This is a genomic window from Clostridium massiliamazoniense (assembly GCF_001403635.1).
Classification (GTDB): Bacteria; Bacillota; Clostridia; order Clostridiales; family Clostridiaceae; genus Sarcina; species Sarcina massiliamazoniense.
In genome coordinates this window covers 683,655-698,172 of sequence record NZ_LN879468.1, presented here as the reverse complement: position 1 = coordinate 698,172, position 14,518 = coordinate 683,655, and the positions used below count along the sequence as shown (strand labels likewise).

Genomic DNA, 14,518 nt, shown 5'->3' with positions numbered 1-14,518 from the left:
TGCTTTTATATAGCTATCTCGGCAGATGAAAAAAATATATTTATAAAAGTAATGTAAATTAAGGTGTTGATTTGATAGAGTCCATTCAGTTTTTACGTTATTTTGTAATAATAAATTATATAAAAACACAATAATATTTATTTTAATTTGTGAAGAAAGGATATAACAATGAAACAAGCTATTAGATAAAATAGACAAAAGAGGTGATATATAATAAAATTAAACATAGATAAAAAAACAATTTAATGATTTATTAAATTTTATAACTTAAGTGAAAGAGGATTAGAAATGATTCAATTAATAGGCATTAAAGATAATACTAAGTTAGACATAAGGGAAAAATTATCTTTAAAGGAGAGTACACAAAAAATTTATTTAAATAAATTTAAGGATTTTGCAGAAGGCATAGTAATATTAAATACTTGTAATAGAACAGAAATTTATTTTAATAGCTCTTTATATGGTGAAGAAATATTAAGAAAGGTTTTTGAAGAGTTAAAATGGGATTTAGATTTAATTAAATATGTTTTTTACAAAAAAGAGGAGGAAGTTTATAGTCATTTACTAGAAGTTGTATGTGGTTTTAAGTCTAGAATATTAGGAGAAGATCAAATACTTGGTCAAATAAAAAATGCTTATGCTGTTGCTAAAGAAGAAGGAGCACTTTGTAATAGATTACAAAAATTATTTGAAATAGCAATAGGGTGTGGTAAAAAGTTTAGAACACAATGTAAAATGTATGAAATACCAGTGTCATCAGCATCTATAGTAACAAATATGGCCTTTAAAACTGGAAAAACAAAATTTATGCTTATGGGTTTTGGTGAAATTGGAAAAGCTGTTTGTACTAATATTTTAGCAAATAAATCTACAGAGCTTTTGTATATTGTGGTTAGAAATAAAGAAGTATTAAAGGATGTAATATCAGATAAAAGAGTAAGGGCTCTTAATTTTGGTGAAAAGGATGAATACATAAAGGATGTGGAATGTATAATAGGAGCAACATCTGCACCACATAGTATTGTAAGAAAAGAAAATATTTCAAAAGCAATGTTAATATTCGACTTAGCAGTTCCTAGAGATATAGATATCAATGTTAAGGAAGTCAAAGGAGTAGAGCTTTATGACATTGATGAAATAAGTATGCTAGATGATGAGAATAAAAAGCTAAGAATAGAGAGAATGAATGAAAATAAATATTTATTAGAAGATGCTTTAAAAGAATATTTAGAATGGGAACAATTAAGAGATATTAGTAGCCTTATAAGAGAAATAAAGATCAAGGGCGATGAAGTTTGGATGGAGAGATTTCAAAGCTTTAAAAATAAAAGCTCTAATGAACATGATAATGAGGTTGCAGAAAAATTATTTAAAAGCATAGTTAATACATATACTAACAGAGCAATTGAACTTCTAAAAGAAGAAAGACTAAAAGGAAGTGATGAAGGGTGCTTGAGAGTTATAAAGAAAATATTTCTAGAGAAATAGATTTTTTTGGATTAAGCATATCAAAAAATGCTTCTATTTTAATAATAGGTGGAGGAAAGGCTGCTTTAATAAAGGCGAAATCTCTTACTGCAAAAGGAATTAGTGTAACAGTTATAGGAGAAAAAATTGAGAATGATTTAAAAACCTTAAAGGGAATAACTATAATTAAAAAAAGCTATTACAAAGATATAATAAATAAATATCATATAATAATAATAGCTATAGATGATCATGAGGTTAGAAGAGAAATTATAAATCATTGCAATGAGGCTTTTAAAATTTACATTGATTGCACAGATTATAAAAATGGATTAGCAGTAATGCAAAGTCAAGGTGAATTAAAAAATATCATGTATTCAGTTAATACAAAAGTAGCGGTTCCTAAATTAAGTAGGCTTCTACTTCAAAAAATTAAAGAAACACTCTTAGAGTACGATGATTTTGTTTTATGTGTATCTAAAATAAGAAAAGAAGCTAAAAATTTAGATAATGAAAGTAAGAAAATAATAATAGATTTTATATGTAGTAATGATTTTAAGTTTTTCTTTGATAAAGGAAAAGAAAAATTAATTATTAAAATGTTTTTTGATAATGAAATTTAAAATTAAGAAAAAGAGTAATAGATTGGGGTTGATTAAGATGTCATTAATTATAGGAACTAGAAAGAGTAAGCTTGCTCAATGGCAGGCTGATAGAGTAATAAGTCTTTTAAAAGAAAAATTCCCAGAGGAAACTTTTGAAAAATTATTGGTTCTTACAGAAGGTGATAAAAGACTAGATGTAACATTAGATAAAATTGGTGGAAAGGGCTTATTTGTTAAAGAAATAGAAATGTCCCTTTTAAATAAAACATCACATGGAGCAGTTCATAGTATGAAGGATGTTCCTTATGATTTAGGAGAGGAATTTGAATTAGTTGCTATTCCAGAAAGAAATGACATTAGAGATGCCTTTGTTTCAATGAATGGTATACACTTTAATGAACTTAGAAAAAATGCAAGAATAGGAACAAGTAGTATAAGAAGAGCAGCACAGTTGAAATTACTTAGAAGTGATTTAGAGATTGTCCCAATAAGGGGTAATGTACAAACAAGAATAGAAAAAATAGAAAGAGAAAATTTAGACGGTATAATTTTAGCCGCTGCTGGATTAAAAAGATTAGAAATGGAATCTATAATAACAGATTATTTCGACCCAACTATATTTTTACCAGCAGTTGGTCAAGGTGCTTTAGGTGTAGAATGTTTAAAAAATGGTGTAAACAATAGTTTCTTTAAAGCCCTAGATGATAAAGTTGTTAGAATGAGAGTTGAAGCAGAAAGAAGCTTTATGAAGGAATTAAATGGTGGTTGTCACAGTTTAATAGGAGTATATAGTGAAATAAAAGATAAGGATTTATATTTAATAGGAACCTATGAAGTGGGCGGAAAAATCATAAAAAAAGATATATTAGGAAGCTTAGACAACCATATAGAACTTGGAAAAATGTTAGGAAGAAAGATTATTAATGAAGTTTAGGAGGAAATATACATGTCAAAAGCGTATATTATAGGAACTGGACCTGGAGATGAAGAATTATTAACTTTAAAAGCCATAGAAGCTTTAAAAGAATGTACAGCAGTGCTTTATGATAGATTAGTTTCAAATAATGTTTTAAATTATATAAATGATAATTGTGAAGTATATTATTGTGGAAAAGAGCCAGGCGCTCATTCAAAAACTCAAGAAGAAATAAATGAACTAATAGTAAAGTTATTAAATGAAGGGCATACTGTTGGAAGAGTAAAAGGGGGAGACCCTTATGTCTTTGGAAGAGGTGGAGAAGAAGTTATTGCCATAAAGGAAAATAATCACGAATTTGAGGTTATTTCAGCTGTAACTTCACCTATTTCTGTTTTAAATTATGCAGGAATTCCAATAACTCATAGAGGGATTGCTCAAAGTTTTCATATAGTAACTGGAAAGTCAGCTAAGGATTCAACTGTTAATTTTGAGGCTTTAGCTAAGGAAAATGGAACTTTAGTATTTATGATGGGCTTTAGTAATTTATCACTTATAAGAGATAATCTTATTAACCATGGAAAGGATAAAAATACTCCTTGTGCTATAGTTATGAAGGGAAGCACTTCAAAACAAAAAACAGTGGTTGGAACATTAGATAATATAGAAGAAAAAGCAAAGATAGCAAAAATAGAATCTCCATGTATAATAGTGGTTGGAGAAGTTGTAAACCTAAGAGAGGAATTACTTTGGTATGAAAATAAGCCTCTTTTTGGAGCTAATATATGCATTACAAGAACCAAGGAACAAGCTACGCCTCTTAAAAAGAAGCTAAAAAAATTAGGAGCTGAAGTTACAGAAATAAATTCAATAAAAATAAAACCGACTTTAGAAAATATAAAACCTTACTTAAATAACTTAAAAGATTATGATCATATAATCTTTACTTCAGTAAATGGTGTAAATAACTTTTTTGATGCTTTAATAAAAGAACGTTATGATATAAGAGATATTAAAGCAAAGTTTTCTGTTATAGGAAAAGCCACAGATGAAGCTTTAATAAAGAGAGGTATAGTACCATTTTTAGTAGCTAAAAGCTTTGTAGCAGAAGGATTATTTGATGATTTAAAATCAAAACTTAAGGTTGGAGAAAAAGTTCTTATACCAGCATCATCCTTAGCTCGTGATTTTCTATATGATTCTATAAGTGAGATGGGCTTAGAGGTTCATAGAGTTAATATTTATGACACAGTATGTGGAAGTCTTAAAAATATAAATGCATTTGCTAATGTTGATATGGTATTGTATACAAGTCCTAGCACAGTTCAAAATATGATAAAAATAATAGGTTTAGAAAAACTTAAAGAAAAGCATAGTATAGCTATGGGACCAAAAACCAATGAAGAATTAATTAAAAATGGAATAGATACAGCATATGTTTGTAAGAAACATCATGGAGATGCATTCATAGAAGAGATTATGAATTTTTGGAAAAGTAGTGTAGAAGACTAAATTTTGTATAGTCTTTATATAGATTCAATAAAACAAAAGGTGGTGAATGAGACTACCTAAGGGGTAGCTCAAAAGTTATGATAAAAAGAACTAGAAGATTAAGAGTAAATAATTTAGTAAGAGATATAGTAAGAGAAAATACTTTATCAGAAAATGATTTAATATTTCCATTATTCGTTGTAGAAGGAGAAAATATAAAAGAAGAAATAAGCTCTTTAGATGGAAATTACCATTGGTCTATAGATAGATTAGAAGAAATCATAAATGAAGTTGTAGAATCTGGAGTTAAGGGAATTATATTATTTGGGATTCCAAATCATAAGGATTGTGTTGGATCAGAGGCATATAGTGATGAAGGTATAGTTCAAAAGGCTATAAGAAAAATAAAAGAAATAACTGATGAGTTATTAATAATAACAGATATATGTATGTGTCAATATACTGATCATGGTCACTGTGGAATATTAGAAAATGATTATGTAGATAATGATAAAACTTTAGAAAAACTTAAAGAAATAGCAGTATCTCATGCAAGAGCAGGAGCACATATGGTAGCACCTTCAGATATGATGGATGGTAGAGTTTTAGCTATAAGAGAAGCTTTAGATGAAGAAGGATTTAAGAATGTTTCAATAATGAGTTATTCAGCTAAATATGCATCAGCATTTTACGGACCATTTAGAGAAGCAGCACATTCAACTCCAAGTTTTGGGGATAGAAAAACTTATCAAATGGATCCTGGCAATAGAAAGGAAGCCTTTGTAGAGGTTGAAAATGACTTATTAGAAGGTGCTGACATAATAATGGTAAAACCAGCTCTTTCTTATTTAGATATAATAAGAGATGTAAGAGAACGTATAGACGTTCCAGTAGCAGCTTATAGTGTAAGTGGAGAGTTTGCAATGGTTAAAGCAGCTGCTAAGGCAGGACTTGTTGATGAGAAAAAAATAGCTATGGAAATGCTTTTATCAATGAAAAGAGCAGGAGCGGACATAATAATAACATATTATGCATTAGATGCAGCTAAGTGGATAAAAGAAAAATAGTATTTTATTGAAAGGAGTAGAACTAATGAATAATAGAGAAATATTTGAGGAATCAAAAAAATATATTCCAGGAGGTGTTAATAGTCCAGTAAGAGCTTTTAACAATATAGGAATTAATCCACCAATAATTAAATCAGGTAATGGGGCAATATTAACTGATGAAGAAGGAAAGGAATATATAGATTTTGTTTTAGCTTGGGGTCCAATGCTTCTTGGTCATAGTGATAAAGATGTTATTTCAGCCATGGAAAAACAAATTAATGAAGGAATAGCCTTTGGAGCAGCTACTAAATTAGAATTAGAAATGGCAAAATTTATTTCTGAAACAGTAGATAATATTGAGATGATAAGAATGGTTAACTCAGGAACAGAAGCTACTATGAGTGCTATAAAACTTGCTAGAGGTTATACTGGAAAAAGAAAAATAATAAAATTTGCAGGATGTTACCATGGACATTTTGATGGATTTTTAATAGAAGCTGGTTCAGGAGTTTTAACTAATGGGATTCCAGGTTCTTTAGGAGTTCCTAAGGAGAGCATAGAAAATACTTTAATAGGTATTTATAATGATGGAGAACAAGTTGAAGGGCTTTTCGAAAAATATGGAGATGATATTGCTGCTATAATACTTGAACCTGTAGCAGGAAATATGGGAGTAATTAAAGCGAATGAAGAGTTTATTATAAAATTAAGAGAACTTTGTGATAAATATGGTTCATTATTAATATATGATGAAGTAATGAGTGGATTTAGAGTAGCATATAAAGGAGCTCAAAGTTTATTTAATGTTAAACCTGATTTAGTAACCTTTGCAAAAATCATGGGTGGTGGATTACCATGTGGAGCTTATGGTGGAAGAAAAGAAATTATGGAAAAATTATCACCAGTAGGTGGAGTATATCAAGCAGGGACTATGTCAGGAAATCCAGTAGTAATGGCAGCAGGATATGAAACTTTAAAGAAATTACATTCACATCCAGAATATTATGAACACATAAATAAACTTGGAGAGAAGTTAGAAAAGGGAATGTTAGATATAGCTAAAGAAAATAATATTCCTATGGTAATAAATAGAGTAGGAGCTATGATGACAGTATTCTTTACAAAGTTAGAAGATGTAAAGAGTTATGATGACGTAAAAACTTGTGATGAAGAGATGTATAAAAAATATTTTTTACATATGCTTGAAAATGGATTTAATTTACCTCCATCACAATTTGAAGCTATGTTTTTAAGTGTAGTTCATGAAGAAAAACATATAGATAAGTTTTTAGAAGCTTTTAAAAGTTTCAGATATAATGACTGAGAAGGAATTGAAATAATAGATGAAATAATAAGAATGTTTATCTAAGAATATATGAGGAGATTTATTATGGATAATAAAAGCAGTGTTCCAGATTATATAGAAAGAATAACTAAGGCATCAGCATATTTTATATATAGAAATGGACCAATTAAAGATTTTTATAAAGAGGGAAAATTAAATGATGATGAAGTAAAGCAAATTCAAGAACATATGCAAAATCATTTAGCTTACCTTTATAAAATACTTTTAGAAGAAAGTGATATTAAAAAGTTTGATTTAATTATTCAAACAATGAATAATTTCTATGTAAATGATGAAAGTAAAGTAGTTTATGAAGATGATGGCTTTGATAATTTTTATAATCAATTATTCCCAAAAGTTAATCCTAACTTTGGAATAAAAAAATAATATAAGTTAACTTATTTGGGGTATATCAATTTATTTTGGTATATCCCTTTAATTTTTGTAATAGTAAGAAGAATTTTAAAATAATTATAGTATATGAGTTTTATTTAATAAGAAGGGATTGTTTTGAAAGAAACATTTAAAAATAAGTTAATACCTATTGCTACTATAGTAGTTGATGCTATAAGTATTATATTAGTATTATTAGCCTTTGGAGGAATAATAGAATTTCAATTAGCTATATTATTTTTAGGAATATCTCAAGCTTTAAGTGGGTTATTATATATAATGAAGTCTGATGGAAGTAAATTTGATGGATTGTTAGGAGATTTTTCTATAGTATTAGGTCTTTTAATAATATTTATCATAGTTTTTGAAAGTGTATTATAAGTGATAGTTTATAAAAAGTTAACAAGAAATTTATATACAGCTATTTTAACTAATGTTATAATTCAATAAAGAAATGGAAAGTTCTTTAAATAGGTCCTGTGAGGCTTATAAGAAAATATTAATTTTAAATAGAAATAAATATTTTTTATCTGATGACTAGTGTCTGTAAAACTAAAGCTTCTATAAGCTGGAGTTAAACAGACACAGGTTCTTAGATAACTTTGATTTAATTCAGCTAGAATCAAAACTCTATGTAGATTAAGTCTTAGTTTATAAACCTTCTAGAAGTAAGTGATCTTTAAGAGACTTTCACCTTTTTAATGTAATCCAGTGAGGTTACAAAAAGGAGGATTTAGGTTCTCCTTAAAGTCTTATAATATAGGGGGATTTTTTTATGCAAGAAATTAAAGAAATGAAAGTGAAATCTTTAGGACAGAAGAGTGTTAAGGAAAAAGTAATTAGAGGAGTTTTAGCATTTCAACATCTTATAGCTATGTTTGGCTCCACTGTATTAGTACCAATTTTAACAGGTCTTGATATATCAGTAGCATTATTTGCTGCTGGGCTTGGAACACTAATATTTCATTTTTGTACAAAGGGAAAGGTTCCTGTATTTTTAGGTTCTTCTTTTGCATTTATACCAGTTATATCTGTAGTTGCAGCAAGCTATGGAGATTTGAGATATGCTCAAGGCGGAATCTTTATAGCAGGTATAATCTATGTAATAGTTTCTTTGTTTATTAAAAAAATTGGAGTGAAAAAAATAAAGGATATTTTACCAGCACAGGTAGTTGGACCAATGATTATAGTAATAGGTCTTAACTTAGTACCAACAGCTTTAGATATGGCAGGGGTTAAATCTTTAGTTAGTGGAGATAAAAGTGCTATTATAGCAGTTAGTTTATCATTAGTAACTTTAATAACAGCTCTAGGAATTAGAAAATTTTCTAAGGGATTCCTTTCACAAATATCAATTATATTAGCAGTATTTGTAGGATATCTATTAAGTTTATTATTAGGGCAAGTTGATTTGATGACCATAAAAAATGCTACAGTACTATCAATTCCACATTTTACATTACCTAAATTTGATAGTGGAGCTATAATGGTAATAGTTCCAGTAGTTTTAGCAGTTTTTATGGAACATATAGGAGATATAACAACAAATGGACAAGTTGTTGGTAAAAACTTTATAGAAGATCCAGGATTAAATAGAACTTTATTAGGAGATGGTCTTGCAACTATGGCCTCAGCATTTATTGGTGGTCCAGCTAATACAACTTATGGTGAAAATACTGGAGTTTTAGCAATAACAAAAAATTATGATCCTTCATTGCTTAGAATAACAGCAGTATTTGCAATAATGCTTAGTTTCATTGGAAAATTTGGTGCAATAGTTAAATCCATTCCCTCACCAGTAATGGGTGGAATAAGTTTAATATTATTTTCTATGATTGCGATAGTTGGAGTAAAAACTATAAAGAATGAAAATATCAAATTTAATGTGAAAAATATAATAGTTATGGGGGCAATACTATTTGTTGGACTTTCAGGAGTGTTTATGAGTGCACCAATAGGAATACAAATAACAACTAATGTATCTTTATCAGGGTTAAGCTTAGCTGCATTAGTAGGAGTGATTCTTAATTTAGTACTTAATAAGATATTTAAATAAAGTAAAAATTAATAAGATTATATGATTAAATAAAAGGACTGGGTTGTATCAAACAATCACTTAATTTATATTACTTTTATAAATATATTTTTTCATTTGCCGAGATAGCTATATAGGTACAAAATGCTGTGACCATTGAACTAGCACTAGAAACTATTGTAGAAAAAATATTAGAGCTTCTTTACGTAAGTAAGTGGTCACAAATGATGAACCTATATAGCTAGATAAAAGGCAGAGAGGATGTATCTGTAATTTGATACATCCTCATCCTTTATTGTTTTAAAATTATATTTTATTTTTTTAAAATATTTTCTATGTTAGTATTGTTATACATTGAAGTTGGGAATTTATTAGCTAATTCAGAAGCATATTGTTTAGCTTGTGTTAAGTCATTAGTTTGATTATAATACATAGCTAAGTTATATAAACATTCCTGAGTATAATATTCTGAATTAGGGAATTCTTTTAAATACTCCTTATATGCATTCATAGCATTTTCTTTTTGGTTTAATGCACTATAGCTAGATGCAGCATAGAATAACATAGTAGGAGCTGCTTTAAAGTTTTTATAGTAAGGTTTAGCTGAATTAAAGTAATTTATAACTTCTTGATAATTTTTATTATTATAAGCTGATATTTCTTTTTCATAGTAATAGTTAACTCCTTGAGTTTCCATAAATCCTACCGCATTATTATAATCACTGACATATTTTTCAGGAATTACGCTAATAGGATTTTCTTGAAGTAACTTATTTACACCATCAATAGAATTAGATTCAGCTAATGTAGTAAGTTCATTAATAAGAGCTTGTCCTTGTTCATCTGTAAGTTGAGCTGGTTTAGCAACTTCAGGTGCAGGAGTTTTATTAGTAGTATCTGTTTTTGGTGTTTCTTTACTTTGTGAATTTTCTACCTGTGGAGTAGTGCTTTTTTTATGATTAGCACTAGTTGAAGCATAAATTGCTGCTATAATAGCAATTATGATAATAATAACTCCAGCAGTACTGTAAAGTAATTTTTTTGATGATTTTTTAGTGGCAGTCCCATAATTTTGAGGATTAAATTCTTCTATAGGTTTTGAATTTGTTTTTTCTACAGTTGTTGTTTTAGAGTTTAAATTTTTATTTTTATTAGAATCGGTAACTTTTTTAGATGTTGAAGTAACTTTTATTTCAGCACTGTTATCTTTTACTTTTTCAACTTTAGGTTCCTCAACTTTTTCATCTACAGTAGGAGTCTCAACTTCTTCTTTAACTCTAGTAGTACTACTTATTTCTACTTCTACCTCTACTTTTGGTGAATCTATGAAGTTGTTTTGAATATCGTTATTATCGTTATTTGCAGCTTCACTTATAAGTTGGCTTAAGTTTTCATAACTTAAAGTATGTTGCTTTTTCTCTTCATCAACAGAAGCTAAGCTATTTTTAGCGTCTTCATTATCGTTATATTCTGCATTGATTTTCCAAGTGATAATAGCTTCTTCTAATCTTCCAAGGTCTTTAAGAATTTTTCCTTCTAATTCTAAAGCATCTTCATCACAGCTTTCTTTTTCTAGTATTTTCTCACAGAGACTTAGTGCCTCTTTAAGTCTTCCAGTTTGGTAAAATGTATAGGCTTTTTTTAATTTTTTATTAGAAATATCCATTTAATTTCTCCTTAACTTATTTTTATCTATCTACAACTTATGATTTTATCTATCTACTAATTGATGAGTGTATTTGTATATTCATCAAGAGAAGTTAATATAACCTTATATAATTGAAAGATATTATAATCTTTAATAAAATAATTTTATTTTTTGATCATTAGTTTTTGTAATACTTAAGTCTTTTATAAGCCTAAGATAAACGGAAACAGTTTTTTAGATAACTTCGGCTAAAATACAGCTAGAGTCAAAATTCTATCTGACTTAAGTTTTATATCTAAATTAATTTGAAATAATTATATATTTATAGGTTAAACTCGAGATAAATTTTAAATAAAAAATCACATAAAAATCAAGTATAATTTTGTTAATATTCAATATATATAATAAAACTTTTTATATAATTTTGCAAATTATGAATTGATTTTTGAATGAAAATTTACTTTGAATAAGATGTTGTTAATAAATAAGAAACTATAAGTTTTAGAAAATGTTTAAATATATTAAAGTAATTTTAATAGTGTAGATAAATTTATATAGTATAATTTAATCAGAAAGTAATAAAAGCTAAAATTTATTTGAACATTTTATTTGTGTATATGGAGGTATTTTATTTATGGCAAAAGGTGATTTATGTAAGATTATTATAAAAGATGACTTTAATAATGTATTAATAATTCAAAAAAAGGCTAAGAGAGGAGAAGAGGTAAGATGGTCTTTAGTATCTGGAGAGTTAAAAGCAAGAGAAACTGATGAAAAATGTGCAAATAGGGCTGTAAACGATGATTTGAAAATAACAGTGTTTGATTTAAAAAAAATAAAAGAAGAAGAAATCAATGAAAAATTATTAATGGTTTATACTGGAATTATAAAAGAGCGTGTTATATGTAACAATAATGTCGAAAAAATAAAGTGGATTAATAAAAAAGAATTGGAAAAATATGAAATTAAGGAAGTCGACAAAAATATTTTAAAAGAATTCTTTTATTCCAAATAGTTAAATTTTAAAATTAAAAATTTTATATAAAAATAGAAAAATAATCCGTTTAAGGGTAAAAATGGATTATTTTTTTGTATTTTTTTAATAATTCTAAATAAAGAGAGGGGTTGATATTAAAATTTTAATATTATAAACTTTTTATAAAAAATACTATATCCAAATTAAAATTAGTAGTCTATAATAGATTTATTGCAAAAAGAAAATTAAAAAGATATTGCAAAAATTTAAAATCAATTTTATCGAAAGGTTGTGAGGTTAGGGTTGAACGAAAAAATTCGTCTATATGGCTTTAATAATCTAACAAAAACTTTAAGTTTTAATATTTATGATGTGTGTTATGCAAAAACAGAAAAAGAGAAACAGGATTATATTAAATACATAGATGAACAATATAATTCAGAACGTTTAACAAAAATACTATGTGATGTCACTGAGATGATAGGGGCTCATGTATTAAATATTTCAAAGCAAGATTATGAGCCACAAGGTGCTAGTGTTAATCTATTAATAACAGAGGAAGCATTACCTTTTAATTTAATAGATTCTTCTTGTAATAAAGGAGACCTTTCTTATTTAAAAACAAGGGAAACGGTTGCTGGTCACTTAGATAAGAGTCACCTTACTGTACACACTTATCCAGAATTTCACCCAAATAAAGATATAAGCTCTTTTAGGGTTGACATAGATGTTTCTACATGTGGACAAATTTCCCCATTAAATGCTTTAGATTATTTAATTGGTAGTTTTGATTCAGATGTAATAACTATAGATTATAGAGTTAGAGGATTTACTAGAGATGTAAATGGGCAAAAATGTTTTATTGATCATGATATAACATCTATACAAGATTTTATAGATAAGGATACTCTTAAAAAATATGATGCAACAGATATAAATGTGTATCAATCTAACATTTATCATACAAAGATGATGATAAAGGAAATAGAACTTGGAAATTACCTTTTCAATACAGATCCATATGAATTAACTCCAAGTAAAAGAATGGAGATAAGAGATAGACTATCAAAAGAAATGATAGAAATTCATGCTGGTAAAAATCTTTACTAAAAAGAATATATTGAAAGGGGTGTATGTATAATGGCAAAGCTTACACAAGATAGAGCACCTATATATGAAGCTTTAAATCAATATAAAAAAAATAGAATAGTTCCTTTTGATGTTCCAGGACATAAACAAGGTAGAGGTAACCCAGAGCTTCAAGAATTTTTAGGAGAAAAGTGTTTATCTGTAGATGTAAATTCAATGAAACCTTTAGATAACCTGCTTCATCCAGTATCAGTAATAAAAGATGCGGAAGAATTAGCGGCTGAAGCTTTTGGATGTAAAAGAGCATTCTTTATGGTTAATGGAACTACATCTGCGGTTCAAAGTATGATTATGAGCGTATGTAAGGAAGGCGATAAAATAATAATGCCAAGAAATGTTCATAAATCAGCTATAAATGCACTAGTGCTAATAGGAGCTATACCGGTTTATATAAATCCTGGGATTCATAATGAATTAGGAATATCTTTAGGAATGTCTGTAGAAGATATTAAAAAAGCTGTAAAAGAAAATCCAGATGCTAAGGCGATTTTTATAAATAATCCAACTTATTATGGTATTTGTTCAGATATAGAGGAAATTGTAAAAATAGCTAAGGAACATAATATGTATGTTCTTGCAGATGAGGCTCATGGAACTCATTTTTATTTTGGTGATGATTTACCAATTTCAGCTATGAAAGCTGGTGCGGATATGGCTGCTGTAAGTATCCATAAAACGGGTGGATCATTAACACAAAGTTCAATGCTTTTATGTAATACTGATAGAGTGAATCCAGATTATATAAGAACAGTAATAAATTTAACACAAAGTACAAGTGCTTCTTATCTTCTATTATCTTCTTTAGATATTGCTAGAAGAAATTTAGCACTTCGTGGTAAAGATATAGTTAAAGATATTATAAAAATGGCAGACTATGCAAGGAATGAAATAAACGAAATTGAAGGTTATTATGCTTTTTCAGAAGAAATAGTAAATAAAAATGATGTATTTGCTTTTGATAAAACTAAGCTAATTGTTAATACTTTAAACGTAGGTCTTGCAGGTGTTGAAGTATATGATTTATTAAGAGATGAATATGGAATTCAATTAGAGCTTGGTGATGTAGGAAATGTATTAGCAATTATTTCTGTTGGTGATAGAATCACTAATATTGAAAGACTTGTTGCTGCATTAAATGAAATCAAAAGATTACATTCAGGAGATAAAAAGGATTTAATAGACCATGAATATATAAGTCCTATAGTTAAAGTTTCTCCAAAAGAAGCATTTTATGCTGAAAAGGAAAGCATATTATTAAAAGATGCAGAGGGAAGAATATCAGGAGAATCAGTAATGTGCTATCCTCCAGGTATACCAATATTAGCTCCAGGAGAGCTTATAACTGCAGAAGCTATAGAGTTTATTGAATACTCAAAGCAAAAGGGTAGTTCAGTTACAGGTCCAGAGGACATGGATATAAATTATATAAAAGTTTTAATTTAAT

General features: G+C 27.8%; 13 protein-coding genes. 12 read left to right on the top strand and 1 reads right to left on the bottom strand.

Going from position 1 to position 14,518, the window contains the following annotated elements; all coding sequences use genetic code 11:
- Nucleotides 1-288: 288 nt before the first annotated feature.
- The 9 genes from hemA to ARA19_RS10160 all read left to right on the top strand — a co-directional run bounded on the left by hemA (nt 289) and on the right by ARA19_RS10160 (nt 9,322).
- Nucleotides 289-1,488 (top strand): glutamyl-tRNA reductase, encoded by a 1,200-nt coding sequence (hemA, locus tag ARA19_RS10200; protein ID WP_055070864.1) that lies wholly within the window; start codon nt 289-291, stop codon nt 1,486-1,488.
- Nucleotides 1,449-2,090, top strand: a complete 642-nt coding sequence (locus tag ARA19_RS10195) for an NAD(P)-dependent oxidoreductase (RefSeq protein ID WP_055070863.1) — start codon at nt 1,449-1,451, stop codon at nt 2,088-2,090. Before hemA ends, ARA19_RS10195 begins: the two co-directional genes overlap by 40 nt.
- A 37-nt stretch (nt 2,091-2,127) precedes the next feature.
- Nucleotides 2,128-3,006, top strand: a complete 879-nt coding sequence (gene hemC / locus ARA19_RS10190) for a hydroxymethylbilane synthase (RefSeq protein WP_055070862.1) — start codon at nt 2,128-2,130, stop codon at nt 3,004-3,006.
- A gap of 12 nt (nt 3,007-3,018) precedes the next feature.
- A complete protein-coding gene (gene cobA, locus ARA19_RS10185; RefSeq protein ID WP_055070861.1) occupies nt 3,019-4,500 on the top strand; it encodes a uroporphyrinogen-III C-methyltransferase in 1,482 nt (493 codons plus the stop codon).
- Nucleotides 4,501-4,577: 77 nt separating this feature from the next.
- The gene (gene hemB / locus ARA19_RS10180) at nt 4,578-5,546 is read left to right on the top strand and encodes a porphobilinogen synthase (RefSeq protein WP_055070860.1); all 969 of its coding nucleotides are present in this window, start codon (nt 4,578-4,580) and stop codon (nt 5,544-5,546) included.
- A 25-nt stretch (nt 5,547-5,571) separates the two neighbouring features.
- Complete coding sequence (gene hemL / locus ARA19_RS10175) at nt 5,572-6,852, top strand: glutamate-1-semialdehyde 2,1-aminomutase (RefSeq protein ID WP_055070859.1); 1,281 nt, start codon at nt 5,572-5,574, stop codon at nt 6,850-6,852.
- A gap of 66 nt (nt 6,853-6,918) precedes the next feature.
- Nucleotides 6,919-7,260 carry a hypothetical protein gene (locus tag ARA19_RS10170; RefSeq protein WP_147574389.1) on the top strand — a complete coding sequence of 114 codons (342 nt, stop codon included), beginning with the start codon at nt 6,919-6,921 and terminating at the stop codon, nt 7,258-7,260.
- Between the two features lie 123 nt (nt 7,261-7,383).
- Nucleotides 7,384-7,647: a hypothetical protein gene (locus ARA19_RS10165; protein WP_055070858.1), complete on the top strand. Its 264-nt coding sequence runs from the start codon at nt 7,384-7,386 to the stop codon at nt 7,645-7,647.
- A 394-nt stretch (nt 7,648-8,041) separates the two neighbouring features.
- On the top strand, nt 8,042-9,322 hold the full coding sequence (locus ARA19_RS10160; protein ID WP_055070857.1) for a uracil-xanthine permease family protein: 1,281 nt from the start codon (nt 8,042-8,044) through the stop codon (nt 9,320-9,322).
- 292 nt (nt 9,323-9,614) lie between these two features.
- Here the strand turns inward: ARA19_RS10160 and ARA19_RS10155 are convergent, their stop codons facing one another.
- Nucleotides 9,615-10,967 carry a tetratricopeptide repeat protein gene (locus ARA19_RS10155; RefSeq protein WP_055070856.1) on the bottom strand — a complete coding sequence of 451 codons (1,353 nt, stop codon included), beginning with the start codon at nt 10,965-10,967 and terminating at the stop codon, nt 9,615-9,617.
- Nucleotides 10,968-11,583: 616 nt separating this feature from the next.
- Between ARA19_RS10155 and ARA19_RS10150 the strand changes: the two genes are divergently transcribed.
- The 3 genes from ARA19_RS10150 (at nt 11,584) to ARA19_RS10140 (ending at nt 14,517) form a co-directional block, all read left to right on the top strand.
- The gene (locus ARA19_RS10150) at nt 11,584-11,964 is read left to right on the top strand and encodes an NUDIX domain-containing protein (protein WP_055070855.1); all 381 of its coding nucleotides are present in this window, start codon (nt 11,584-11,586) and stop codon (nt 11,962-11,964) included.
- A 252-nt stretch (nt 11,965-12,216) separates the two neighbouring features.
- The gene (speD, locus tag ARA19_RS10145) at nt 12,217-13,035 is read left to right on the top strand and encodes an adenosylmethionine decarboxylase (protein ID WP_197276587.1); all 819 of its coding nucleotides are present in this window, start codon (nt 12,217-12,219) and stop codon (nt 13,033-13,035) included.
- A 30-nt stretch (nt 13,036-13,065) separates the two neighbouring features.
- The gene (locus ARA19_RS10140) at nt 13,066-14,517 is read left to right on the top strand and encodes an aminotransferase class I/II-fold pyridoxal phosphate-dependent enzyme (protein WP_055070853.1); all 1,452 of its coding nucleotides are present in this window, start codon (nt 13,066-13,068) and stop codon (nt 14,515-14,517) included.
- Nucleotide 14,518 lies beyond the last annotated feature (1 nt).

Excerpts from the sequence above, each read along its gene's own strand:
- hemA (WP_055070864.1), top strand. The coding sequence starts at position 289 with ATGATTCAATTAATAGGCATTAAAGATAATACTAAGTTAGACATAAGG.
- hemC (WP_055070862.1), top strand. The coding sequence starts at position 2,128 with ATGTCATTAATTATAGGAACTAGAAAGAGTAAGCTTGCTCAATGGCAG.
- cobA (WP_055070861.1), top strand. The coding sequence starts at position 3,019 with ATGTCAAAAGCGTATATTATAGGAACTGGACCTGGAGATGAAGAATTA.
- hemB (WP_055070860.1), top strand. The coding sequence starts at position 4,578 with ATGATAAAAAGAACTAGAAGATTAAGAGTAAATAATTTAGTAAGAGAT.
- hemL (WP_055070859.1), top strand. The coding sequence starts at position 5,572 with ATGAATAATAGAGAAATATTTGAGGAATCAAAAAAATATATTCCAGGA.
- ARA19_RS10170 (WP_147574389.1), top strand. The coding sequence starts at position 6,919 with ATGGATAATAAAAGCAGTGTTCCAGATTATATAGAAAGAATAACTAAG.
- ARA19_RS10160 (WP_055070857.1), top strand. The coding sequence starts at position 8,042 with ATGCAAGAAATTAAAGAAATGAAAGTGAAATCTTTAGGACAGAAGAGT.
- ARA19_RS10155 (WP_055070856.1), bottom strand. The coding sequence starts at position 10,967 with ATGGATATTTCTAATAAAAAATTAAAAAAAGCCTATACATTTTACCAA.
- ARA19_RS10150 (WP_055070855.1), top strand. The coding sequence starts at position 11,584 with ATGGCAAAAGGTGATTTATGTAAGATTATTATAAAAGATGACTTTAAT.
- ARA19_RS10140 (WP_055070853.1), top strand. The coding sequence starts at position 13,066 with ATGGCAAAGCTTACACAAGATAGAGCACCTATATATGAAGCTTTAAAT.